This is a genomic window from Brevundimonas lutea, from assembly GCF_003704105.1.
GTDB classification, from domain to species: domain Bacteria; phylum Pseudomonadota; class Alphaproteobacteria; order Caulobacterales; family Caulobacteraceae; genus Brevundimonas; species Brevundimonas lutea.
Map to the genome: position 1 here is coordinate 698,867 of NZ_QUOQ01000002.1, position 20,903 is coordinate 719,769.

The 20,903-nt window shown below is 68.4% G+C and carries 27 protein-coding genes and 1 pseudogene; 6 read left to right on the top strand and 22 right to left on the bottom strand.

Features of this window, described 5'->3' with window-relative positions; genetic code table 11:
* Positions 1 to 3: 3 nt before the first annotated feature.
* The 6 genes from EES48_RS03600 to EES48_RS03620 all read right to left on the bottom strand — a co-directional run bounded on the left by EES48_RS03600 (position 4) and on the right by EES48_RS03620 (position 3,709).
* Complete coding sequence (locus EES48_RS03600) at positions 4 to 774, bottom strand: exodeoxyribonuclease III (protein WP_122464977.1); 771 nt, start codon at positions 772 to 774, stop codon at positions 4 to 6.
* A 691-nt stretch (positions 775 to 1,465) separates the two neighbouring features.
* Positions 1,466 to 1,639: a hypothetical protein gene (locus EES48_RS14740; RefSeq protein ID WP_162997989.1), complete on the bottom strand. Its 174-nt coding sequence runs from the start codon at positions 1,637 to 1,639 to the stop codon at positions 1,466 to 1,468.
* A complete protein-coding gene (locus tag EES48_RS03605) occupies positions 1,636 to 2,337 on the bottom strand; it encodes an SOS response-associated peptidase family protein (RefSeq protein WP_122464978.1) in 702 nt (233 codons plus the stop codon). The genes EES48_RS14740 and EES48_RS03605 overlap by 4 nt, the downstream gene beginning before the upstream one ends.
* 119 nt (positions 2,338 to 2,456) lie before the next feature.
* Entirely contained in the window at positions 2,457 to 2,888 is a 432-nt protein-coding gene (locus EES48_RS03610; RefSeq protein ID WP_122464979.1) for a nuclear transport factor 2 family protein, read from the bottom strand.
* Positions 2,889 to 3,059: 171 nt separating this feature from the next.
* Entirely contained in the window at positions 3,060 to 3,287 is a 228-nt protein-coding gene (locus tag EES48_RS03615) for a helix-turn-helix transcriptional regulator (RefSeq protein ID WP_122464980.1), read from the bottom strand.
* Positions 3,288 to 3,289: 2 nt separating this feature from the next.
* Complete coding sequence (locus tag EES48_RS03620; RefSeq protein ID WP_205679330.1) at positions 3,290 to 3,709, bottom strand: hypothetical protein; 420 nt, start codon at positions 3,707 to 3,709, stop codon at positions 3,290 to 3,292.
* Positions 3,710 to 4,073: 364 nt separating this feature from the next.
* Between EES48_RS03620 and EES48_RS03625 the strand changes: the two genes are divergently transcribed.
* Entirely contained in the window at positions 4,074 to 4,496 is a 423-nt protein-coding gene (locus EES48_RS03625; RefSeq protein WP_122464981.1) for a VOC family protein, read from the top strand.
* Positions 4,497 to 4,686: 190 nt separating this feature from the next.
* On the opposite strand, the gene EES48_RS03630 is transcribed toward EES48_RS03625, so the two are convergent.
* The 6 genes and pseudogenes from EES48_RS03630 to EES48_RS15300 all read right to left on the bottom strand — a co-directional run.
* Positions 4,687 to 5,004, bottom strand: a complete 318-nt coding sequence (locus EES48_RS03630) for a hypothetical protein (RefSeq protein WP_122464982.1) — start codon at positions 5,002 to 5,004, stop codon at positions 4,687 to 4,689.
* A 108-nt stretch (positions 5,005 to 5,112) separates the two neighbouring features.
* Positions 5,113 to 5,793: a JAB domain-containing protein gene (locus tag EES48_RS03635; protein WP_122464983.1), complete on the bottom strand. Its 681-nt coding sequence runs from the start codon at positions 5,791 to 5,793 to the stop codon at positions 5,113 to 5,115.
* 16 nt (positions 5,794 to 5,809) lie between these two features.
* The gene (locus EES48_RS03640) at positions 5,810 to 6,238 is read right to left on the bottom strand and encodes a hypothetical protein (RefSeq protein ID WP_122464984.1); all 429 of its coding nucleotides are present in this window, start codon (positions 6,236 to 6,238) and stop codon (positions 5,810 to 5,812) included.
* 51 nt (positions 6,239 to 6,289) lie between these two features.
* Positions 6,290 to 6,673, bottom strand: coding sequence for a hypothetical protein (locus EES48_RS03645; RefSeq protein WP_122464985.1), 384 nt, complete (start codon positions 6,671 to 6,673; stop codon positions 6,290 to 6,292).
* Between the two features lie 146 nt (positions 6,674 to 6,819).
* Complete coding sequence (locus EES48_RS15090) at positions 6,820 to 7,344, bottom strand: hypothetical protein (RefSeq protein WP_240623197.1); 525 nt, start codon at positions 7,342 to 7,344, stop codon at positions 6,820 to 6,822.
* 112 nt (positions 7,345 to 7,456) lie between these two features.
* Positions 7,457 to 7,753, bottom strand: a pseudogene (locus tag EES48_RS15300) (response regulator transcription factor); the annotation flags it as partial.
* On the opposite strand from EES48_RS15300, the gene EES48_RS03655 reads away from it, so the two are divergent.
* The gene (locus EES48_RS03655) at positions 7,746 to 8,204 is read left to right on the top strand and encodes a hypothetical protein (protein ID WP_162997991.1); all 459 of its coding nucleotides are present in this window, start codon (positions 7,746 to 7,748) and stop codon (positions 8,202 to 8,204) included. The pseudogene EES48_RS15300 and the gene EES48_RS03655 sit on opposite strands and share 8 nt — an antisense overlap.
* A gap of 63 nt (positions 8,205 to 8,267) precedes the next feature.
* Here EES48_RS03655 and EES48_RS03660 read toward each other — a convergent pair whose 3' ends face one another.
* The 3 genes from EES48_RS03660 to EES48_RS03670 all read right to left on the bottom strand — a co-directional run bounded on the left by EES48_RS03660 (position 8,268) and on the right by EES48_RS03670 (position 10,378).
* Positions 8,268 to 8,852: a hypothetical protein gene (locus EES48_RS03660; protein ID WP_122464988.1), complete on the bottom strand. Its 585-nt coding sequence runs from the start codon at positions 8,850 to 8,852 to the stop codon at positions 8,268 to 8,270.
* A gap of 633 nt (positions 8,853 to 9,485) precedes the next feature.
* A complete protein-coding gene (locus tag EES48_RS03665) occupies positions 9,486 to 10,055 on the bottom strand; it encodes an arylesterase (RefSeq protein ID WP_122464989.1) in 570 nt (189 codons plus the stop codon).
* Entirely contained in the window at positions 10,052 to 10,378 is a 327-nt protein-coding gene (locus EES48_RS03670; RefSeq protein ID WP_240623198.1) for a hypothetical protein, read from the bottom strand. The genes EES48_RS03665 and EES48_RS03670 overlap by 4 nt, the downstream gene beginning before the upstream one ends.
* A 142-nt stretch (positions 10,379 to 10,520) precedes the next feature.
* Here EES48_RS03670 and EES48_RS03675 point away from each other — a divergent pair, with 142 nt between their 5' ends.
* Together EES48_RS03675 and EES48_RS03680 are read left to right on the top strand one after the other, a co-directional pair.
* Entirely contained in the window at positions 10,521 to 10,943 is a 423-nt protein-coding gene (locus EES48_RS03675) for a DUF2141 domain-containing protein (RefSeq protein ID WP_122464991.1), read from the top strand.
* 29 nt (positions 10,944 to 10,972) lie between these two features.
* Positions 10,973 to 12,439 carry a carotenoid oxygenase family protein gene (locus EES48_RS03680; protein ID WP_122464992.1) on the top strand — a complete coding sequence of 489 codons (1,467 nt, stop codon included), beginning with the start codon at positions 10,973 to 10,975 and terminating at the stop codon, positions 12,437 to 12,439.
* Here the strand turns inward: EES48_RS03680 and EES48_RS03685 are convergent.
* On the bottom strand, positions 12,436 to 13,212 hold the full coding sequence (locus tag EES48_RS03685) for a LytTR family DNA-binding domain-containing protein (protein WP_122464993.1): 777 nt from the start codon (positions 13,210 to 13,212) through the stop codon (positions 12,436 to 12,438). The genes EES48_RS03680 and EES48_RS03685 overlap by 4 nt on opposite strands.
* Before the next feature lie 136 nt (positions 13,213 to 13,348).
* Here EES48_RS03685 and EES48_RS14745 point away from each other — a divergent pair, with 136 nt between their 5' ends.
* Positions 13,349 to 13,489, top strand: coding sequence for a hypothetical protein (locus EES48_RS14745; RefSeq protein ID WP_162997992.1), 141 nt, complete (start codon positions 13,349 to 13,351; stop codon positions 13,487 to 13,489).
* A 349-nt stretch (positions 13,490 to 13,838) separates the two neighbouring features.
* The gene (locus EES48_RS03690) at positions 13,839 to 14,213 is read left to right on the top strand and encodes a hypothetical protein (protein WP_122464994.1); all 375 of its coding nucleotides are present in this window, start codon (positions 13,839 to 13,841) and stop codon (positions 14,211 to 14,213) included.
* Here the strand turns inward: EES48_RS03690 and EES48_RS03695 are convergent.
* The 6 genes from EES48_RS03695 to EES48_RS03715 form a co-directional block, all read right to left on the bottom strand.
* Positions 14,210 to 14,965, bottom strand: a complete 756-nt coding sequence (locus EES48_RS03695; protein ID WP_122464995.1) for a 3'-5' exonuclease — start codon at positions 14,963 to 14,965, stop codon at positions 14,210 to 14,212. The two genes, EES48_RS03690 and EES48_RS03695, sit on opposite strands and share 4 nt — an antisense overlap.
* Before the next feature lie 292 nt (positions 14,966 to 15,257).
* On the bottom strand, positions 15,258 to 15,434 hold the full coding sequence (locus EES48_RS14980; RefSeq protein ID WP_205679331.1) for a hypothetical protein: 177 nt from the start codon (positions 15,432 to 15,434) through the stop codon (positions 15,258 to 15,260).
* Entirely contained in the window at positions 15,427 to 15,735 is a 309-nt protein-coding gene (locus tag EES48_RS03700) for a plasmid stabilization protein (protein ID WP_122464996.1), read from the bottom strand. The genes EES48_RS14980 and EES48_RS03700 overlap by 8 nt, the downstream gene beginning before the upstream one ends.
* Before the next feature lie 320 nt (positions 15,736 to 16,055).
* Positions 16,056 to 16,376: a hypothetical protein gene (locus tag EES48_RS03705; RefSeq protein ID WP_122464997.1), complete on the bottom strand. Its 321-nt coding sequence runs from the start codon at positions 16,374 to 16,376 to the stop codon at positions 16,056 to 16,058.
* Positions 16,377 to 16,515: 139 nt separating this feature from the next.
* Positions 16,516 to 17,049, bottom strand: a complete 534-nt coding sequence (locus tag EES48_RS03710) for a 2'-5' RNA ligase family protein (protein WP_122464998.1) — start codon at positions 17,047 to 17,049, stop codon at positions 16,516 to 16,518.
* A gap of 131 nt (positions 17,050 to 17,180) precedes the next feature.
* Positions 17,181 to 20,477 (bottom strand): DEAD/DEAH box helicase, encoded by a 3,297-nt coding sequence (locus tag EES48_RS03715; protein WP_122464999.1) that lies wholly within the window; start codon positions 20,475 to 20,477, stop codon positions 17,181 to 17,183.
* Positions 20,478 to 20,903: the final 426 nt, after the last annotated feature.

Genomic DNA, 20,903 nt, shown 5'->3' on the forward strand with positions numbered 1-20,903 from the left:
CGCCTAGTCCGAAAGCTCGATCCACACCGGCGCATGGTCGCTGGCGCCGGGATGTCCCCTGACGGCGGCATCGACCCCCGCGTCGGTGAGGCGCCGGGCCGCCGCGGGGCTCAGTAAAAGATGGTCGATGCGCAGGCCCGCATCCCGCTCCCAGGCCTGGCGCAGATAGGCCCAGAAGGTCCACGGAGGCTCGTGCGGAAACCGTTCGAGAAGGGCGTCGGTCCAGCCCTGTTCCATGAGGCGGGCGAAGGCGGCGCGGCTCTCGGGATGGAGCAGGGCGTCGTCCTTCCAGGACCGCGGACTGTAGATGTCCCGGTCGGTGGGCACGACATTGTAGTCGCCGGCCAGCACCACCGGGACGCCGCTGGCGGCCAGGTCCGCCGCGTGGGCGATCAGTCGCCGAAACCAGGCGAGCTTGGCGTCGAATTTCGGCCCGGGCCATGGATTGCCGTTGGGTGCATAGAGGCTGGCGACGGCCACGCCGCGCACCGCCGCCTCGAGGTAGCGGCTCTGGCCATCCGGGGGGCCGGGCAGGGCGCGGCGGGTGACGAGGGGCTCGCCGATCCTGGACAGGATGGCGACGCCGTTCCAGCGCGCCTGCCCAAGCCACACGGCGTCATAGCCCGCGGCTTCCAGCGGGGCGGCGGGAAAGCGCCCGTCGGGAGCCTTGAGCTCCTGGAGACAGACCACATCGGGCGACGCCTCCTCCAGCCAGGCGACGAGGTTGGGCAGTCGGCGGTTGATCCCGTTGATGTTGAAGCTGGCGATCTTCACCCCGGGGGCCTTTGGCCACGGGTGGCAGGCCTCGTCGGCGGTCCGAGCCTTCGTGTCGGCGGCGCGGACTGCGGCGCGCAGGGCGGCGGGGGAGGCCGGGGGTATCGCATCGCTCGACAATGGCCGGCGGGTCCTGAGGGTTCAATCGCGGGTCGTGTCCGTGACGGGCGTTGATCGGCGGTCCGAATGGGCCACCATGCCGTCGATGGCCAGCTCAGCCCCCACTGACCAAGACGGTTTCGGAGGCCGATCTCGCGCGCCTCGACGAGGCGCGACTGGTCAGGCTGCTCCTGGTCGCCGCTGAGGGTGATGCGGGGTTCAAACGGCGGCTGCGGCTGGAGCTTCTGATGTCATGGGGCGCGCTACGCGAGGCGGCTGGAGGCATAGAGGCGAAGCTGGCGGAGCTTGTGGGGGCCCATTCCCAACTGGCGCTCTGGGCGTCCCGGCTGGCGGCCCGGCATCCGGCGCCGCGTCTCTGCCGCAGGCCTGCGCCCGCGCCGCCCTGGCGCAACGCGGCCCGGGTCCCGAGGCCGAGGCGGAGGCGCTGACAAGGAGCGTCGGCGAAAGCGCGCGCTGACCGATCTCGGCGGCGCGCCCGTCGCCCGCGCCGTCCTGGGGCGGCCGCGCAAAAGCCCGGCTTCGGGATGCCGGAGGGGGTGTGGGAAGGCTTCGGGCCGCGCCGGCCTTGAGATCAGGGGGGCGTGCCGCTCCCGAACTTGCGCCAGCTGTCCTCGCATCGCCAGCTGTCGTCACCGCTCGTCGCCTCGCAGACCGCCCAGGCGAGATCGGTGAGGGCAGGGTGTTCCGACCCGGGCGTAACCAGCCATACGGCCACGGCGAGAAGCCAGGAGCGACGACGGGTCATGCCGTCACGAGGACGTCGTCGGGCAGCGCCCTCTGAAGCGCCTTCGCCTCGTCCCAGGGCGCCCGCATCCAGGTCTCGCGCTCTTCCTCGGTGGTGAGGATCACCGGCATGGCCTTGGGGTGAACCGACTTCACCGGTTCCGATGGCTCGGTCGTCAGGAAGGCGAACAGGTCGCAGGTCTCCAGGCCCGTCTTCTTCTTGCGCACGCAGGTCCAGTCGCGGAGGTGGACGCCGGCGAAGAAGGCCAAGGGCTCGGGCTCCTCACCCGCCAGGCGGAACCAGACCGGCCGGTACCTGCCTTCGGCATCGCGGCCGGGCTCGGAGAAGCTGGTGAAGGGGACGAGGCAGCGGTGCTCCGGCGCCAGCCACGGCCGCCAGTGGGCGGAGGTGGTGTTGCGGACGTTCGTCGTGCCGTTGTCGGGTTCCAGTTCCAGCAATTTCGGAAAGTCGACGTCCTCTCCCTTGGCGCGCATCTTGTCGGCGCGCTTGGTGGCGGCGTCGAACAGCGCCTTCTTCGACGACGGCATGCCCCAGCGGGCGCGGGTCAGGATGCGGCGCTCGCCCTCCATCCGCACGATCGGCGCGGCATAGTCCGGATAGATCGAACCGGGTTCCAGATTGCCGACGTGCGAAGCCATCGCGCGGGCGAGGTCGAGGATCGCCTGGGGGCCTTTGCGGAGGCTGTAGAGATTGCACATCGGATGCGACGCTGGACCGCTCAGCCGCCGAGCGCAACACGCCGACGGGGTGTCCGTTTTACGGCGACAGGCAAAAGACTGTTTTCGACCCAAAGCAGACGTTGCGCGGGTCAACCTGATCAGACGATACCGTGCTTTTTCAGTTCGGCCTCTTCGTCGCCAGTAATCCAACCAAAAACCTGGGCGCGACCATCCATCTCGCGAACCAGATAGACGTTGGTGAAGTCGATCAGCGTATCGTCGGTGCTGGTCTCGTACGCCGCCTGCCAGTCCACGCGCGCCATGGCGTGGATCGGGTCGATGTCCGCCACATCCACCCCCTGGACGGTCATGCTTTTCATGCCGATTTTTCGGCTCCGATCAAAACCCGCAGACATAGCCTCCTCGAACTCCTTGCCTTTTGAACCCACCATCACGCCCGCTGGCGCGGCACCGATAAATGAGTCTTCATAAAGATCAGCCAAGGCAGCTAAGTCAGGCTTTCCGCTTAGCGCGGCGTTGAAGACGTCGGCGTAGTTATCGAACAGCTTCCTAACGGCGTCATTGGTCATCGAACGGTCTCTCAGTCTCAACGAACATAGAACACAGCGTTAGCGTTCGACGTTCCGCTAACCACCCCTTCCCGAAGTCCGGAAGGTCCGGTCACAGCACTAACCGCCGGTGTCCGATTTCGGGGTGGGATCCAACTTCGCATGGCGACCCATTGCGGACGCCCTCAGTCACTACGACTTTCTGTCCTCACCCCAACCGAACACGTCTTCAACACCAACGCCAAACAGCCTCGATATTCGGAAGGCGCTTTCGAGGCTTGGGGAATAGCGACCTTGCTCGATTGCTATTATGGTCTGTCGCGTAACTCCGATTGCCTCTCCAAGCGCGGACTGGCTGATATTGCCGTGCTGTTCGCGCATTTCTCTCACGCGATTTGTAATTGGCGGACGTTTGGCCATTCTCAGGAGGGTCGACGAATAAGTGCAATCTGAAGCCCATACTCCGCGATCTGCGCGACGATCAGGCTGCCCATGATCGTATGGAACAGCAGCAGTCCATTCTGATGATCGAAGAAGTAAAGCAGCGATGTGACCGTACCGGCGGCCAGAACGAGCCCGGACCAATGGCCTGCCCGGTCGAGCAATGGCTTCTCTCGCTCATCAGCGGGGGCGTTGGCTGCCCGAGGAGTCAACAAGGCGAGGGTCGTCTGGCCGACCACGGAGGCGATCACGACTAGAAGCGTAAAGGGGATGAAGATGGCTATTGGCGGCGCGGCAGCGCCGACCTCGCCTGAGACAGCGAGGGCCATGTTCACGTAGAAGGCGCCTGCTCCCACCATCAGCGCGCCCATAAACCAGGCCGACTTTTCCCTGAACGACATTCAGTCCTCCCTTGTGTCAAAAATATTCGACACATCTGGCTGTCATTCATGGGCATGTCAAACATTTTTTACGTTCGTGCTGCATCGCGCAGCTTCCGCTTCGCCCCAGCAGAAGTTGTAAAGTCCGCTCTTCGGCCAGGGGCCGAACGTCCGGCTTCAGGCATGGAGCCGATGTCCTGGTCCGACCCCCGAGCGGACTTTGCCCATGCAGTCCATTGCACTACTGTGAGCTCGTCGAAAAAGGCAGATCGGTGTGGTTAGCCCGATCCTCGCATAAGCGGGTCTGTCCGTCGCTGTTTGTGGCGAGTCCCCCGACCTTCAACGCGGTTTGCATGGTGCAAGCTGCGAGCAAAGGACGTGGACCATGCAACAGCAGATTTCAGTCATCACTCTAGGCGTCGCCGACTTGGCGAGATCGAAACGATTTTACTCAGTCGGGTTTGGATGGTCGCCCATCTTCGAGAACGAGGAGATCGTCTTCTATCAAATGAACGGCCTCATCCTGGGAACCTGGCTCGACGGCGGCTTGGAGGGCGACATGCTGAGGGATGGACTGAAGCGTCCTGGAGCTTTCAGCCTCGCTCATAACGTAAGAAACCGAGACGATGTCGCCCCCTTGATGGACCGCCTAGCAAGCTCGGGCGGTCGGATCCTTCGCCGGGCGGATGCGCCCCCACAGGGAGGGTTTAGAGGCTACGTTGCCGATCCAGACAACCATTCTTGGGAGATCGCTTTCAACCCGACATGGCGCATCGATGAGCGAGGCTTGGTGACCTTCGGCCTGTAGCCGTTGGTGAGGCGGGCCTTCTGAGAGATCCGCTTTCCACCCCTAGCCAACCTTGGCGGTGTTCGCTTTCCGCGTCAGGGCCACGCCAGACCGAGCAAGGGTCCGACGACCAGAACGATCAGCCAGGTAATCCCGAACAGTAGGATGGGCGCCGCCAGAGGATCGCGTGGGGGGCGCAGGCGCATGGCCGTCATTCCCGTTCGAGGGGCCCGCCGTCGATGTAGTCCTCGACAGGTCGAGCCGACGTCAGCGCCGCCTTGTCGCGGAACACCTCGGGCGGAACGCCGGTGATGGAGAGCTCGGTCACGATCGGCGATACGATGGTGAAGAGGCCGGGCTCGGCCTCGCGGAACACATAGGCCATCTCGTCCGGAAAATAGGTCCTGGCCAGCCGGCGCTTTTCGTCTCGAGAGACTTCCGTCGGCATGGGTTCGACCAACCATTCGATCAGGCGGTGATGGCTGAGGGGAAGGAGCGGATCGTGAGATCGTTTTTTCTCTTCAGGCATGGCGATCGCGTCTCCTCGCCAATCCGGAAGGCGTTCGGCGGCGAACGGAGGTGAGCCCGCCTGGACCTGACCTCCATCCGTTATTCGCGACCTCCGCGGCGGTCACGGCTAGGCGGCGAGCGGAAAGGGACCGGCGGACACGTCGAACGGGTTCGCCTGGGCGCACACACGCGAGCAGGCCCCGTCCTCGTCGATGGCGATGTGAAGGTCGAACGCGATCTCGAAAAGCGCGGCGGCCTTGCGCAGGCCGGCCAGGGCGTCTGCGAAGGCGGCTCCGTCGGTCTTCAAGGGCATCCGGCTGGCCGTTATCACGGCGTGGGCGCCGACCATCAGGGCGTAGGCCAGGATCTCGCGCTGCCCCTTGGCATGGAGTGCGAACTCGCAGTCCCAGGGTTCGATGCGCTGGCTGATCAATTGACCGGTCGCATCCACGTGGAAAACCACGAAGCGGCGATCGCGGTGATGGGCCAGGGCTTCGACAGCCAGGGCCTCGAGCTCTCGTTGGCCAGGCCGGGCCGGGCTGCGTGCCCCGCGCGCCACCAGCGTCCGTCTGGCGATCTCGCGGGTCACCGCCAGGCGCTGGATCAGGGCGGGCGCCATGGCCGAGCCCGCCGCCACCCTGAGAATGGAATTGGGCCGGGCGGCGGCCAGGCGGTCCAGGCCGCCGAAGTCTCGCAGCAGTCGACGGGCGACGCGGACGCCCCGACCCGCGGGAGAGATCAGAAGCGCCAGCAGTTCGTCGTCGGGCAGGAGGGCGAGCCCGCCCCGGATGTCGAGGTCGCAGGTCATGGATGGTTTTGCGCGGCTATCCTGGGCGGCGCGTCAGGCCGCGTGGGGACCGCCATGTCTGGAAAGCGGCGACGGTCAGCGGCGCCAGCTGCAGAATGCCGAGGAGCCAGACGGCGGAGCCATAGGCGTAGCCGACCATGCCGGTGCCCAGTCCGATCACGACGTGGCTGAGGACCGCATTCACCTGGGCGCCGGCGATGATCAGTCGCCACCAGGACGGTCGAGCGATGTAGAGGGCGGCCAGCGCGACCAGGGCCAGGCTGTCGACGATCAGCACGCCTTCCTGGACCCGGTGCACCTCGGTCTGGCGAGACACCAGAAGGGTCGCCGTCCAGCCCAGCAGGATGACGATCCCGACCGGCCGGGGACGACCTCCGACCAGGATCGCCGACAGGGACACGATGATGGCGGTCGCGAAGGCGATGACGCCGATCATCGAATTCATCGGTGGCCTCGCGGTGGCGGGTCGCCACCTTGGGTCGCGCTGGCCGCAACATCAACCCACGGCTCTCAGGCTCGTCTCTCCAGAGCCGGTGGCGATGAAGCCGGTCTTGATCGGCTCCTCCTTGGGCTGGCCCGTTCCCATGGCGTACGCGCCGAGGCCGATCGCCGGCGCGGCGGCCGCCAGGTCACCATGCGCGGCCACCATTTCGGTGCGGCTTTCGCTCAGCGCCTGGGCGGCGCGGGTGATGCGCGCGATGGCGGGCGCGGCCAGCACCGCCGAATAGTTCTGCTGCAGACGGAGAGACGGCAGCAGGTGCATGAAGGTGGCGGTTTCGATCAGGGCCTGGTCGATGGCGTTCTCGGTCTGCAGCAGCTGGGCGAGGATCTGATCGCCGACCTGGCTGCGACGGATGGGGGCGGGCGTAACGGTGGACATGGAGCATCCTTCCTCCGCGCGGGTACGCGGGACGGTGGCTGGGTTGTGGGAAATACGGACCTAGAAGAGACGCATCAGTCCGTAGGTCAGGGCGGTCGCCAGGATCAGCAGAAGTCCGATGACCACGGCGGCCGCCAGGACCTCGATCAGGCGGCGCGCCGCCGTTCCGGGGGTGAGGGGTTCGTCCGGCGGAGCCGGGCGCGCGGCAAGGCGAAGACCAGCGAGAAAAGCACGCGCAGCATGTCTCTCGTGCGGCTGAACAGGTGGCGCTCCTGGAAGATCCGGCTGAACTGCGCCATGGCCGCCGACCGAGCCTTGCCCGACGTCGAGTGATGCAGGACCGTCTCGATGTCGTCCCAGTGCAGACGCGGCAGGATCTCCGTCGGCGGCTCCTTGAAGGCGTGAACCCACGCCCCCGGAGAGATCGGTTCGGGAGTCGAGACCGCCTGGGCGGTCAGGATCACCTGCTGCAGCAGGTCCATGGGACTGAGCGCCCAGCTGACCATGCGCAGGTTGCGGACCATCTCGACCGCGAGCGGCTTGGCCGTCTCCGGCGCCATGTCCTCCAGAACGACCTCGATGTCCTCCCAGCTGATCGGGAGAGGATAGCTGTCCTCCGGTCGGGGGCCGGCCTGGAGCATCTCCTGGGGTGGGGTGGGCGGTTGAAGCATCGGGCTCTCCGTGGACCCCCCGATCCAGCGGTGGTTCGGCTCCGACGCCCATCCCGGAAAGTCCGGCTACGGGTTTTTCCGTGAGGAGGCCGCGGGCCCGGGCCATGGCCGCGGCCTCGCGGCTGCTGGAGGCGCCCAGCTTTGCGCGCGCATTCCGGAGGTGGGTTTCAACCGTGTTTTCGGTGACGCCCATTCGGTGGGCGATCTCAAGCACCTTCAGCAGCTGGACGACGCCGGTCAGCGCCTCCCGCTCGCGAGGCGATAGCCGAGCCGCCTCCTCCACGTTCGCCTCCCTGGGGAATCTACGTAGGTGAGTTAAACCATGAATCGGCGGGCGGAGGGGCGCCGCCATCACACTTGTGCACGGTTTCGAACACTTGCGTCGGGCATTGGACACAAGCTTGGCCATACTGGACAGGTTCTCGAATAACGGGCATCACCGAATTTCGGTCGCGCAGGGGGCGCGGCCGCTTGGGGAGCTATCTATGAGAACCGCCATCATTCTCAGCTGCGTCATCGCGGCCGTTTCCGTTTCGGCCTGCGCGACGAAGCGCTATCCGATCGCGACCACCTTCACGCCGGCCGAAGCCGCCGCCATGGATTGCGACGACCTCCGGTTGGAGCTGATCCGCGCCGAGCAAGTGCAGGCCCAGATCGCCGACACGGCCAATGTCGACTGGCGCTCGGCAGCCGGATTCCTCGGTGACTTTGGGATTGGGAACGCGATGGCCCGTTCCGACGCTGACAAGGCCATCACTCAGCGCATCACCGCGATCCGGCAGGCCCAGGCAGACAAGCGCTGCTCGACCGCCAGCGCGGCGAACGGCGTGACGGCCTGGATCGGAAAGGTGTTCGGCTAAGCCGTACGACCGTTCGACCTGGAGACTGTGAAGCCCTCGCCGAGCGCATCGGTGGGGGCTTTTTCATGCGCCGGACCCCGGCGCCTGGGGCCAGAGGAGCGCGGGTTCGAACAGCCCGCCGGCGCAGTTCCGACACGGGCCCCTCACGCAACGCGCCAGCTCCTGCATCCCGGTGGAGGCGTCGCCGCGTCCGCTGGCGATCAGTCGATCGATCATGGCCGGAACCGTCAGGGTGACGGCGCGGCGACAGCCGACGCACGTGATCGAGATCATCAGGCCGTCGTGCCCCAGATAGGCGATGAGCGGGACGCCCCTGGGATAGGCCTCGACCGGCCGCGCCAGGCCGCATCCCAGCGGGTGGGAACACGACAGCGCCTCTTGAAGGACGGCGCTCGAAAGGTGGCCATAGCCGCTCCGGACCAGGGCCTCGATGTCCGGCTCGACCCGCCGCCCGCAATCCTTCCGCTGACATCTGAGCAGGACGGTCTGGCCCCGCTGCAGGAAGCCCAGCAGCGTCTTGTCAGGAACGAACCGCTCCGGCGGTCCGAGGTCCAGTCGCCAGCCCGGAGCCTGGTATCGGGCCAGGCCGGCGAGGCGACGATCCTCGGCGCGGGACAGCTGCTTGGCCCGCGACGGGTTGGCGGCCATGGATCATCCGCCTCCACGGGCCGGGGAGACACGGTCGAACCCGGGTCGACCGCCTTCGATGACCAGGAACCCTAGCCAAGCCGCGCGGACACTCAGGACCCGCACTGTTACGCCCCGCTCGACCCCCAGGCCGTCGGCCATGAGGGGGGCCGAGGCGCCCGACACGTTCCCAAATGTGCGCCGCACGCCCGGCCTGGCGGGGACAAGGGCGTGTCCGGCGCGCCAACGCGCGAAGCGCGGATATAGGGGGGCGATATCTCCGCGCGCATCGCAACGCGCCCGCTCGGCGCGGGGGCACGGGATCCGGCGGCTATCTGGAGGACGCACGAGCAGGCTCCGGCTGGTCCGCCACGACCCCGCCGAGCGCATAGGCCGACCGCCCGTTCGGATGCAAGCTGAGATGTTCCTGCTACGTTCCCATGCTGTGGACGATGCGAGTTCGGCAGGCCGTCCTGGCCGAACAGCACCGCAAGCTGCCGAACCGCGCTCGGGCACGGCCTGACGTGGCGTTTTGGGAGGTGTCGGCTCTCGACCGGTGCCGACGCCGCTCGCAGCGCCATGAGACCGACCCTCGCGCGAGGAGGCGAGGCCGTCCGGCGCCGTCGGAGCGAGCCGATCGCTATCGAGCGAGCGCTACTTCATCGGATCGGGCGCGCGCGCGAGGGCCGCAACGACGCGGGGCGCCAGTCGGCGAGCGATGCGGGCGACGCCGTCCGCATTGGGGTGGATGCGGTCGGCCAGGGCATAGCGCGGATCGAGAGCGACGCCCTCCAGCAGGAAGGGATCGAAGGCCACGTCGTAACGGTCGGCGGCGTCACGAAACAGACCGTCGAAGACCATTGCATAGACGCCGAGCCAGGGCGGCGCGCGCATGCCGCACAGGAACGCTGGGATACCCCTGTCGGTGAGCCTGTCGAGGATGGCGTCCAGGTTGGCGCGGATGCGGTCGACCGAGATCATCTGCATCATGTCGTTGGCGCCGAGGGCGACCACGCAGAGGGTGGTCTGCAAGGGCACGTCGCGGTCCAGGCGTCGCAGCCCGTCCGCCGTGGTGTCTCCCGAGACGCCGGCGTTCACCATCACGCAAGGGCGGCCCAGTGTCTCCATCTCGGCCTGCAGGCGCGCGGGGAGCGCTTCGGTGCGACGGAGCCCGTAGCCGGCCGTCAGAGAGTCGCCCAGCATGGTGATCAACGGCGTCGTCAAGCGGCGAGGTCGCCCACGTCCAGCGCCTCGGTCGCAAAACCGAGCGACGGGTTCGACAGCACGGCGACGGACCGTTCATCCTGGTAAAGCGCGATGGTCTCGAAGCCGGGCCAGAGTCCGGCGACCCGCGCGAGCTCTCGCTCTGCCGCGCCGTCATCCTTCGCCTGGATCGCCACGATGTCCCGCACGGCGACGCCGGGCGTGTTGACGAGGCAGAAATAGGACATCGCGGGCGCGCTCCGAGTGGCGAAGGAGAACCGGCGCGGGGCGATCGGGTTGCATGACGCACCGCCGGGAGTTCGACGTCTCGGCGAAGTGGTCATTCGCGCTTCGCAAGACGTCACGCGTGGTCATTGGCGAAACGAAGGCGGTCGACGCCGCATCCGGGGTGGCGGCCGGCAGTCGCGCGGCTAGACCGGGTGTGGCCAGCCCCGGCCGTCGGGGCCTTCTTCGGGACTGACCGCCATGATCCGCCTCGCCGCCGTCGTCGCCGCCCTGTGTCTCGCCTCCACTCCGGCGCTCGCCGAACCGGGAAGGTCGAGCCTCGCCCTGACCTTCGAGACGGGAACGGACGCTGGCGTCGTCATGGTCGCGCTGTACGACAGCGCGGCGGCCTATGACGGTGGCCAGCCGGTCCGCACCGCCCGGGTGGAGCTGGCCGAAGGCGCCCGGGACGCGGCCTTCGACGACCTGCCGGCCGGCGACTATGCCGCCAAGACCTTCCACGATGTGGACGGCGACGGCGCCATGGGCCGCAATCCCTTCGGCATGCCGACCGAGCCCTTCGCCTTCACCAACAACGCGGTGGGCAATATGGGCCCGGCGAGCTGGGACCGCGCCCGGGTGGCTGTCGACGGCGCGGTCGCCCAGACCATCGTGCTGCGTTGAACCCGTCCCCTGAGCGAGGAGCCTGTTCGATGATCCCGTCACGCCGCGCCTTCCTGCTTGGCGCCGCCGCTCTGTCGGCCGCCGTGGCCACCCCGGAGACGGTGCGGGCCCTGGCCGCGCTCGAGGCGACCGCCGACTGGGCCCTGGCCACCGCCGATCTGGAGCGCGATGTGGCGCCGCGGGCGATGCGGCGCGTCCACGGACGCGTGCCGGATGGCCTGGAAGGGACGCTGTTCCGCAACGGGCCCGGCAAGTTTCGTCGGCCGGGCGGCAGCGCCACCCACTGGTTCGACGGCGACGGCCTGATGCGGGCCTTTCGGATCCGGGAGGGCGAGGCGAGCCTGGAGGCGCGCTTCGCCGACACCGCCAAGCGCCGCCACGAGACCGCTCTCGACGCGGTCGTGACCCCCGGCTTCGGAACGGCGGGCGACGCACGCGCCCAGGTCGGCGGACCGGACGACGCCAATGCGGCGAACACCGCCGTCCTGCCCCTGGGCGACGCGGTCTGGGCGCTGTGGGAAGGCGGCTCGCCGGTCGCCATGGACGCGTCCGATCTGACGACGCGGGGGGTGGTCACCCTGCGCGACGACCTGAAGGGGATGCCGTTTCAGGCCCATCCGCGCATCGATCCGGACGGGACGATCTGGAACATCGGCCTGGCGGGGGACCGGATGATCGTCTGGAGGCTGAACGCCGACGGGACCTTGAGGTCCGCCGACGTCGTCCGGCTTCCGCGCGCCAGCTATATGCACGACTTCACCGCCTCGGCGCGCCATCTGGTGGTGGTGCTTCAGCCCTGGGTGTTCGACCGCGACACCATGCCCTTCATGACCCGCTTCGCCTGGAAGCCGGAACTGGGGACGGAGGTGATGGTGATCGACAAGGCGGATGTGACACGGACTCGGATCTTCGAGCTTCCGGCCTTCAGCTATTTCCATCTGGGAGACGCCTGGGAGGACGGGTCGGGCGGGATTCGCTTCGATGTGGCGGCCGCCTCCGACGTCCGCTTCGCCCTCGAGGGCGCGCGGGTGCTGGTCGAGCAGCGCGGGACCGTGCCGGGCGACCCGGCCACCCTGTCGCTGGTGACGCTTCACGCCGACGGGCGGGCCGAGTTCGTCTCCTCGGGCGTGACGGCGGAGTTTCCCAAGGCCAATCCGCGCCTGGCCGGGTCGACGCGTCGTCTCACGTCGCATGTGGCGGGCGAGACCGGCGGACGGCCCCTGCCCACCGGCCTGGCGGTGCAGGACTGGGAGACCGGGCGTTCGGATGTCTTCGACTTCGGCGATCGACAGATCATGGAGGAGGCGGTCTGGGTTCCCAAGCCGGGTCTGCACGGCGAAGCCGACGCCTGGCTGGTCGCGCCGTCCATCAATCTGGACGAGGGCGTGACCGAACTGCACGCCTTCGAGGCCGGACGGGTCGCCGATGGGCCGGTGGTCAGCTGGAGGGCCGATGTCGCCCTTCCCGCCGGCTTCCATGGCGCCTGGGCGACCTAGTACCAGCCGGCTTCGCGCAGCGCGCGGGCATAGCGGCGGCTGACCGGCGCCCTGACCCCGCCCTCGAGGGTGAGGGTGGCCCGGCCGTCGCCGCGCTCGACTTGGCGGACAGCGTCCCGGGCCACCCACCAGCCGCGATGGGTCTGGGCCCCCTCGAGGCCCTCGAGTTCGGCGAGGGCGTCGGAGAGGCGCATCAGGATCAGGTCGGAGCCGCGATTGGTATGCACGCGCAGATAATGATCCTCGCTCTGGACGGCGCGCAGGTTCGCGCCGCGGAGATGGGGCGGCAGGCGATCCAGAAAGCGCGGGGCGGGCGCGTCGAGCGCGCCGGCATGGGTCTGGATCGGCTTCCGCTGGAGGAAGACATTCAGCAGGCTGACGACGCCCGTCACCACAAGGACCGGCGGGAAGAAGGCGATGAGACGGCCGACCGTGGGGTGGCGTCCGGCCTGAAAGAGGAAGACGGTGTAGCCCCAGACCACGACGGTAAGCGGCAGGCCGATGGCCAGGGTCAGGGCCAGGGACGCCAACCAGGGGCGCCGGTCGCTGTCGATCCACCGGTCGAGCAGGCGGGCGCAGAGGTGACCCCACAGGGCGCCGGCCAGCATCAGGGGGAGCCAGTAGAGAAGCCTGTGACCGAACCCTTCTCCGGTCATGCCGAAGGCCCCGGTGAAGGCCAGCACCACACCCGCCGCGAGCGCGATCCCGACACCCTTGAGGAAGTCGGGATCGATCGACCCCGGCAGGCGCGGGCGGTGTGTCGCATCAATCATTGACAGCTTCCCTTGGCGGTCTTGGAGGCCGCAGCCGCGGGCCATGCCTAGTCCGGGATGACGGTTCCACGCAATCGTCGCATGGACCCGGGCCGCGATGTTGCACGCAGGCTTGGTGAGATCATTTGGAGCACCGGTGATCGTCACCGGGGGATCGCAGGCGCCCCAGCCCTCCGTGCTGGACCGGGGCGCCTTCGTGTTCGTCAATGGGCTGACCAGCGGCGGAGCCGCCCTCAAGCCCGAGCGATCGATGAGTTCGACGGTGGGGCCGGCCTGATCCCCGTCGGAGGCCTGCTGAGCCTGCTTCAGACAGGTCCGGGTCGGACGAGGCGTCGGCCTCGACGGATGGTGGGGGGACTACCGGGACCTGATGGTTCGCGAACAGGCCCAGCCCATCCTCGATCAGGCCGGGGCGGACACGCTCGCGGGCCGCGAAGGAACGGAGGCCCAGTCCCGCATCACGGGCGGCTTCGAGGTGCGATCACCGGCCTGCGGCTCAGGTTCGTCAACGCCGCGGCGATCAAGGCGCAGGGATGGGATCTGACGGTGCGCTATGAGCGCGGCGTGCTGGGCGGTCGCGGGTCGCCTCGGCGAGCGTCTGCCACATCGATCGATTCGATATCCGCATGTCCGACGGGGCGCCCTTGCAGTCGGCGGTCGGATCGACGAACCTCAACACCCTGGCTCGCTCCATGCCTCGCAATCAGGGCCGGCTTGATCTGGCTTGGGACGGCGCCGGCCACAGCGTGATCCTGACCGCGCGCTACACGCGTGGCCACCGCAACGGCCGCAGCGGCGTCATGCGCGACCGCATCGGCTCCTGGCCGGGCCTTGATCTGGGCTATGGCGTGGCCCTGGGACGAGCGGAGACGCTTTGGGCGAAAATCGAAAATGTCGCCGATCGCGATCCGCCGCTGGCGCAGTTCGCCCTGGGATATGATCCGGGCGCCTCAGATCCCTGCGGTCGCGTGATCTCCATCGGTCCGAAGCGACCGTTCTAGAGCAGGCTGGCTTGGGCTGACGGCCGTTCGGTTTCGTCCCGACCCCCGCGTCTCGCGCGTTCGGTCCGGGCGCTGAAGCGGACATCGGGATCGCGATCGAGCGCCAGGGTATCGAGGGCTTTGCTGTCGAGCGTGTCCCAGGAGCGCCCCCGGTCGGGCCCGTGCGGCACGCGCGGCAGGAGGCCCGGCTCGCCGCTCCAGGCGATGAGAGTATCCACCGGGACGCTGTTGAGCATGTCCCTGAGGTGATGGGCGGTGACATAGGCGTCCGGGAAGGCCCGGTGGGCCGGAAGGCCCCTCTCATGCGCCAGGCCCTCCGGGCGGCGCAGATAGCGCAGCATCTGGTTGGAGAAGCGCGGGAGCTCGGGCCAGAGCCGGAGCGCGCATTTCCAGGTGCAGATCCAGGGCGCGCCCCCCGTGAACCGGGGTCGACAATAGCGCTGCTCGAAACTGGCCCGATGGGCGGCGAGGGCGATCAGGTCGCCGCCGGGCCGGAGGATACTGTCGGCGGTTTCGCGCCAGAAGGGCGCGTCCTTCACCTGCTCGTCGAGGATGTGGTGGACCGCCATGGTGTCAGCCGAGATGGGACGCCCGGGATTGACGAAGACGGCACCGCACCGGTCCGCGAGACGCCATCCGGAGGGCGTTCGCTCCACGTCCTGCCAGCCGATCTCGCAGACGTCATCCGGCCCGGAACCGGCGGTTTCAAGGTCAACGACCCGGATGAACACGGGCGGCGTCGCCTCAGTCACCGGCCGGTCTTGCCGCCCTTTTTCCCAAGGATGGCCTGCGCCCTTGAAGACTTCCGCGGATTGCTCTCTCCGTCCTTCTTCGCGGCCGCGTTGGCGCGCTTGGCGGCGTGACTGCCCTTGCCTCGTGTTTCGGCCATGGTTCACCTCCGAAGGATGAACGGTGCGGGCTCAACCCCGTTCCCCGCCGGGACGACTGCGGTCGCGGCGGACCTCGAGAGCATCTTCGGATACGGAAATCCTGTCGCCCCGATGCGTCCAGCGAGGATGATCCGCCGCGCCTGGGATCGGGAAACTACGGGCTGTTCTTGAACGTGGCGCCGATCTCAGTGGCGTCCGGTCCGTCGGGCCCGGCGGAGCGTCTTTCCTCGCGTCCGACCTTCACAACGTCCTTGTCCGGGGTGGTCGGATCCGGCTTGCCGCCTGGCGAGGCTGCGTTTCGCTTGCGTCCGTCGCTCTGTCGCTCAGCCATTCGCCTTTCTCCTGCGTGTTTCCCAGCCTTTTTTGGCGGCGGCCGATCGATCGGCTTTCGATCGCGCCGACGAGGCGTCGCCGCCTTTGCGGCCGCCCGTCTTGGCGGCGGGATGACCGGTGTTCTTGCCTCGGCCGGAGCCGCCCGGCTGTTTACCGCCGCCGTCATCCTTGTTGACGGTGGCCCAGGCGCGGCGTTCGGCTTCTTTTTCCGACACGCCGCGTTTCTCGTAGCCCTCGGCGATATGATCGGCCTTGCGCTCCTGTTTGTCAGTGTATTTCGACTTGTCTCCGCGAGGCATGATGATTTCCTTTCACGCGGACCAACCCGCTCTGCGTAACCCTGTTCCGCCTATCGCTTTCAGAGGCCCTTGGAAGGGTCGTCTCCGGGCGTGTGGGGGTCGACCTGATCATCGCGCTTTCGCGATTGAAACTGACCCCAGGCCAGCGCGATGCCCAGAAGGATCGCGCCCCCGAGGACGACAAAGAGCCAGGGGAAGGAATCCATTGCTTACTCTCCATTGAAGATGGGTCAGAGACGTCCCTTGGGCGGCTCGACCCGAGACGGCCTGTCCGGCCCGGTACGCCGGGACCCGGACCCGTTAGTGCTCCAGAGGAGGGGCTAGCGGTCGCCCTTCAGCTGGTCCCGGTTGGCGGCGGCGGTCTTCGGACCCTGGCCTCGCGAGGCTTCGGTGCGCTCGGGCCGATTTACATGGTTCCGACCCTGCTGCAGGCCTTCCGCGGCGACCGCATCGCCCTCGTCCATGTCATCGGCCAACTCTCCCGCCGCCGGCGCGGCCACGCTGGCTTGCCGCCAATCCTGATCGACATACGACCTGGGCTCCCGGGGCGCGGAGGCGTCGGCGCGATCGTTCGGCTGGACCGGATCGGTGGCCTGGTTCTGGGCGGTGGCGTTGGAACTTGAAACATTCTGGTGCGGCATGAGCGTCTCCCTTCAGGGGACGGCAACCGCGGCCCGCCGGTGATGTTCCCTAGCGGTCTGACGATAAGCCCCCGGCGTCGGGCGAACACAGTCCCGAGCGGCCTCGCGTCCCGAGACGCTTTATCGGCGTCCGGTGTCGTCACGCTGGGCCACACGACTCGGCTCGGTCGAAGTCGAACCTTTCGACCAGCGACCAGGGTCCGCCGCGATAACGCCAGAGCAGCAGGCCCTCGATGACGACGGAGAAGGGCTCGAACGTCATCTGCAGCTGCGCCAGAACACGGCGGGCGTCTTCCGGACGCACCTTGTTCTGGACCGTGATGTGCGGCCGAAACGGCTGCCGGTCCTGACGTGTCAGCCATTCGCCGAATGCGTCCGCCAGCTCATGGCGGAGCTGATCGAGCTCGCCGCCGGCGAGCCTGTAGGCCACCCCCCGACCCAGCGACCAGGGGCCGCGGACCGCGAGAGGAAGGGAGGGCCGCGATCGGCTGGCCGCGTCCAGCGTTCGCCGGACATGATCTTCCTGGTCATGGGGCAGGGCGTGAAACAGGGTCAGATGCGCCGGGACAAGGTTCCGCTCACGCGGAAAGTGCGCTTGGCGAAGCGCCTCGAAGCGCGCGAAGGAGCGCTCGTCCAGGGCGGCGGTGACGATCAGGGGCTCAGAACCGGACATGGAGCGAGCTCAGAGCGCAGATTCCGACAAAGGCTGCGCGGAGGGTGGACCCCGCATTCCAGGCGCGCGTCCCGCACCGGAGGGCGACGCTCGGGCGCCCGCAGGCTCTCCGACCGGCGCGGGATGTTGGTTCAGGCGGCAAGGTCGGCCAGGGCGGCGGTGAGGAAGGCGTGGTCGTGTTCGACGTTGCTGGACGCCTCGAAGATGAGACGGTCGTCCGCCCAGCGTCGTGCGCCCGTGTCCGGCAGCCGGGGACGCAGGACCTTGGCGCGTGCGGCTGACAGGGTGAAGGCGGTAGCCTTGGGGCCGGTCGAGATCTTGGTGACGCCGGCTTCGGCGGCCAGGGCCGACAGGCGCGTGGCCGCGATCAGGGTCGTGACGGGCGGGGGTGGCGGGCCGAACCGGTCGCCGACCTCGTCCTCCAACGCATCGACCTCCGCCGAGGAGACGACGCGGGCCAGGCGCGCATAGAGATTGATGCGCATCGTGGCGTCGGGAATGAAGTCCTCGGGCAGATAGGCCGTGTCTCCGATGCGCGGGGGCGACAGATCGGGCGGAAGCTCTTCGCCACGGGCTGTGCGCACCGCGCGCTCGAGGACGCGCTGATACAGGCTGGCGCCAATGAGCTTCATATGGCCGGCCTGTTCGTCGCCGACCAGGTCGCCGCCGCCCCGCAGGTCGAGATCCCGGGCGCTGAGGGCGAAACCCGAGCCCAGCCGGTCGAAGGCCTCGAGCGCCCCGAGACGGGCCCGTGTCGCGTCGGCGAGGTCGTCGTCCGGCTCGGTGACCAGATAGGCGAAGCCCTGGGCCCGGCCGCGTCCGATGCGTCCGCGCAGCTGGTGCAGCTGTGTCAGGCCGAAGCGATCCGGACGCCAGACCACCAAGGTGTTGGCGCGCGGCACGTCCAGACCGCTTTCGATGATGTTGGTGGCCAGGAGGATGTCGCCCCGGCCCTCGGCGAAGGAGACCATGGCCTCGTCAACCTCCGCGGCCGGCATTTTGCCGTGGGCCGCGACCACGCTCAGTTCCGGTACGAGCGCTTCGAGTCGGTCGCGCATCGGCTCGAGGTCCTCGATGCGCGGGCAGACGACGAAGGTCTGCCCACCGCGGCGCTTTTCGCGCAGCAGGGCGGTCCGCAGGGAGGCGGCGTCGTAGTCGGTCAGGGCCGTGCGGATGGGCCGGCGTCGCGCCGGAGGGCTGGCGATCACGCTGACCTCGGTCAGCCCGACCAAGGCCGCCTGCAGGGTTCGCGGTATGGGGGTGGCGGTCAGGGTCAGGGCATGGTCGGCCCGGGACCGCAGCGCATCCTTGATCTTCGATCCGAACCGCTGCTCCTCGTCGATGATGACCAGGCCGAGGTCGGCGAAGGCCACCGTATCGGCCGCGAGCGCATGGGTGCCGACCACGATGCGGATGGACCCGTCGGCCAGGCCGGCCCTGACGGCCGAGGTCTCCGCGCCGTCGACCAGCCGCGAGAGATGGGCCACCGGGAGGCCGGTGTCGCGGAAGCGACGGACGAAGGTCTCATGGTGCTGGCGGGCCAGGACCGTCGTCGGAGCCACGACGGCCACCTGACGACCGCTGAGCGCCACGGCGGCGGCGGCGCGCAGGGCGACCTCGGTCTTGCCGAAGCCGACGTCGCCGCAGATCAACCGGCTCATCGGCCGGCCGCTCGCCAGATCCTCGAGCACGGCGCCGATGGCCGTGGCCTGATCCGCGGACTCCGGGTAGGGGAAGCGCGCCACAAAGGCGGCATAGGCCTGGCGCGGGGGGACGATGGGCGCGGCCTCGGCCTTCGCCTTTTCCGCAGCCAGGGCGACGAGGCGTGCGGCGGTCTGGTCGATCTGCGCGCTCACCTCGGCGCGTCGCTTGCGCCAGGCGTCCGACCCGAGCCTGTCGAGCGTCACGGCGTCGGGCTCCGACCCGTAACGCCAGATGCGGTCGAACTCCTCCACGGGCGCCAGTATGGTCGCGCCGCCGTGGTATTCGAGGCGCAGGACGTCGCGCTCCAGGTCGTCGATCTCGATCCGCTCGAGCGCCTGAAGGACGCCCAGGCCGTGATCCTCGTGGATGACCACATCGCCGACGCGCAGCTCGGGCTCGCCGATCAAGCTTCGGCCGGGCGAACGGGTCTGCGCCACCCGGCCGCCCAGCGCGTCGGTGGCGGTGAGGAGGGTCAGGCCTGTCTGCGGATCGTCGAACCCCGAGCCGGGATCGGCCACGACGGTGAACAATCGGCCGGGGAGGGCGTCCGCGACCTCGCTCCAGGTGGCCAGGGGGTCCGGCGTCTCCATCGCGTGCCGCTTCAGAAAACGGCCGATCAGCCGAAGCTCGGCTTCGGTGGCGGCGAAGACCACCCGGCGGCCCGCGTTACACTTGTCCTCGACATACTGGCGCAGCGCCCGACCCGGATGGCGCTCCATGGCGAAGATCGGTGAGGGCGCGGCGTCGTCGAGATTCTCGATCGGGCTCGCCCTGGCCAAGACCGCCTCGACCTCATCGGCCGTCAGATAGAGGCCGGACGGGCCGAGCGGCGCGCCGCCGTTGCTGAAGGCCAGGGCCGTCGCATGGGCGTCCGCGATCTGGTCCAGGACGCCTCGGCAGCGATCCCCGGTCTCCGCCTCGACCAGGATCGCGGCGCCCTCGACCAGGGTGAAGAGGCTATCCAAAGGACCGGCGATTTTTCCCATCCGGTGTTCGCATCCGACCTCCCGCGGCTCCTCGTCGGGCAGGTGGAGTTCGGAGGCCCCTCGCAGGGTCAGGGCGTCGAGCTCGTCTTCGGATCGTTGGGACAGCGGATCGAACCATCGCAGCGAGTCGATCCGCCCGTCGGCCAGGACGAGGCGGACCGGTTGCTGTTCCGCGGCCGGGTAGATGTCGATGACTTCGCCGAGGAAGGCGATCTCGCCGGGTTCGTCGATCCGGTCGTCGACCACATAGCCGGTCCGGCGGGAGAAGGCTTCGAGCGCCTCGCGGTCCAGCGTCGCGCCCACCGTCAGATCGAAGGCCGCCGACCACGCGGCGGGCGGCGGCACGCGCTGGAGCGCCGCTTCCGGGGAGGTGATGAGTAGCTTGCGCCCTATCGGGTCCGCGAGGCGGTCCAGCACCGCGAGACGACGCCCCTGGCTCTCGCGCGAGGGGGACGCGTGGTCATAGGGCAGGCAGTCCCAGGGTGGCAGCACCAGGACCTCGAGGGTCGGGTCCGCCATGCCGGCGAGGGCGCGGCCGATTTCGTCAGCCCGCGCCTCGCTGGTCGTCAGCATGAGCGTCAGCCCCTTGCCCGGCCGGGCGGCGAGGCGCGAGGCGATCAAGGCCGGACTGACCTTGATCGCCCGTCGCGGCGAACGGCCGTCGTCCGGCAGGGGCCCACCGACGAGTGGCGTGGGGCCGAGAACGTCGCCGGCGGCTGCCTGAACGGTATCAGACAAGGATGCGCGCCTCCGGCTGGGGGCCGCGCCGCCGGGCTGAGCCGGGCGCCACGGAGCGGTCGGCTGGCGACCCAACGGAAGCTGTGCCGCAGGGTGATGTCTTCGCGCGGGCCATGGGATGAGCCTTCATGTCTGGAACCGCGTAAACCGTCAGGTCGGCCGGTGCCCGCGCTCCGTCCGCCAATCCGTCGCGAAGCCGGCAGTTCCTATGTCCTCTTGACGACGAAGGGGGCGGCGACGAAGCGTGGTTCGACCCGCCCCTTGTGCGATGACTGCGGGCTCAGCGTCTAAGCCGCGCAGATCTCGTGCACATCAAAATGCCGCAAGATGGCGGCGTCTCGGCATCGACGGAAGATCAGGTCGTCGGATAGGTGAGTAGATCCCGCCGCCCGAGCATAGACCCCGTCGCTATGACCAGACACCCCG

Excerpts from the sequence above, each read along its gene's own strand:
- EES48_RS14740 (WP_162997989.1), bottom strand. The coding sequence starts at position 1,639 with ATGACCCGTCGTCGCTCCTGGCTTCTCGCCGTGGCCGTATGGCTGGTT.
- EES48_RS03605 (WP_122464978.1), bottom strand. The coding sequence starts at position 2,337 with ATGTGCAATCTCTACAGCCTCCGCAAAGGCCCCCAGGCGATCCTCGAC.
- EES48_RS03610 (WP_122464979.1), bottom strand. The coding sequence starts at position 2,888 with ATGACCAATGACGCCGTTAGGAAGCTGTTCGATAACTACGCCGACGTC.
- EES48_RS03615 (WP_122464980.1), bottom strand. The coding sequence starts at position 3,287 with ATGGCCAAACGTCCGCCAATTACAAATCGCGTGAGAGAAATGCGCGAA.
- EES48_RS03620 (WP_205679330.1), bottom strand. The coding sequence starts at position 3,709 with ATGTCGTTCAGGGAAAAGTCGGCCTGGTTTATGGGCGCGCTGATGGTG.
- EES48_RS03625 (WP_122464981.1), top strand. The coding sequence starts at position 4,074 with ATGCAACAGCAGATTTCAGTCATCACTCTAGGCGTCGCCGACTTGGCG.
- EES48_RS03630 (WP_122464982.1), bottom strand. The coding sequence starts at position 5,004 with ATGCCTGAAGAGAAAAAACGATCTCACGATCCGCTCCTTCCCCTCAGC.
- EES48_RS03635 (WP_122464983.1), bottom strand. The coding sequence starts at position 5,793 with ATGACCTGCGACCTCGACATCCGGGGCGGGCTCGCCCTCCTGCCCGAC.
- EES48_RS03640 (WP_122464984.1), bottom strand. The coding sequence starts at position 6,238 with ATGAATTCGATGATCGGCGTCATCGCCTTCGCGACCGCCATCATCGTG.
- EES48_RS03645 (WP_122464985.1), bottom strand. The coding sequence starts at position 6,673 with ATGTCCACCGTTACGCCCGCCCCCATCCGTCGCAGCCAGGTCGGCGAT.
- EES48_RS15090 (WP_240623197.1), bottom strand. The coding sequence starts at position 7,344 with ATGCTTCAACCGCCCACCCCACCCCAGGAGATGCTCCAGGCCGGCCCC.
- EES48_RS03660 (WP_122464988.1), bottom strand. The coding sequence starts at position 8,852 with ATGGCCGCCAACCCGTCGCGGGCCAAGCAGCTGTCCCGCGCCGAGGAT.
- EES48_RS03670 (WP_240623198.1), bottom strand. The coding sequence starts at position 10,378 with ATGACCACTTCGCCGAGACGTCGAACTCCCGGCGGTGCGTCATGCAAC.
- EES48_RS03675 (WP_122464991.1), top strand. The coding sequence starts at position 10,521 with ATGATCCGCCTCGCCGCCGTCGTCGCCGCCCTGTGTCTCGCCTCCACT.
- EES48_RS03680 (WP_122464992.1), top strand. The coding sequence starts at position 10,973 with ATGATCCCGTCACGCCGCGCCTTCCTGCTTGGCGCCGCCGCTCTGTCG.
- EES48_RS03685 (WP_122464993.1), bottom strand. The coding sequence starts at position 13,212 with ATGATTGATGCGACACACCGCCCGCGCCTGCCGGGGTCGATCGATCCC.
- EES48_RS03690 (WP_122464994.1), top strand. The coding sequence starts at position 13,839 with ATGTCCGACGGGGCGCCCTTGCAGTCGGCGGTCGGATCGACGAACCTC.
- EES48_RS14980 (WP_205679331.1), bottom strand. The coding sequence starts at position 15,434 with ATGGCTGAGCGACAGAGCGACGGACGCAAGCGAAACGCAGCCTCGCCA.
- EES48_RS03700 (WP_122464996.1), bottom strand. The coding sequence starts at position 15,735 with ATGCCTCGCGGAGACAAGTCGAAATACACTGACAAACAGGAGCGCAAG.
- EES48_RS03705 (WP_122464997.1), bottom strand. The coding sequence starts at position 16,376 with ATGCCGCACCAGAATGTTTCAAGTTCCAACGCCACCGCCCAGAACCAG.
- EES48_RS03710 (WP_122464998.1), bottom strand. The coding sequence starts at position 17,049 with ATGTCCGGTTCTGAGCCCCTGATCGTCACCGCCGCCCTGGACGAGCGC.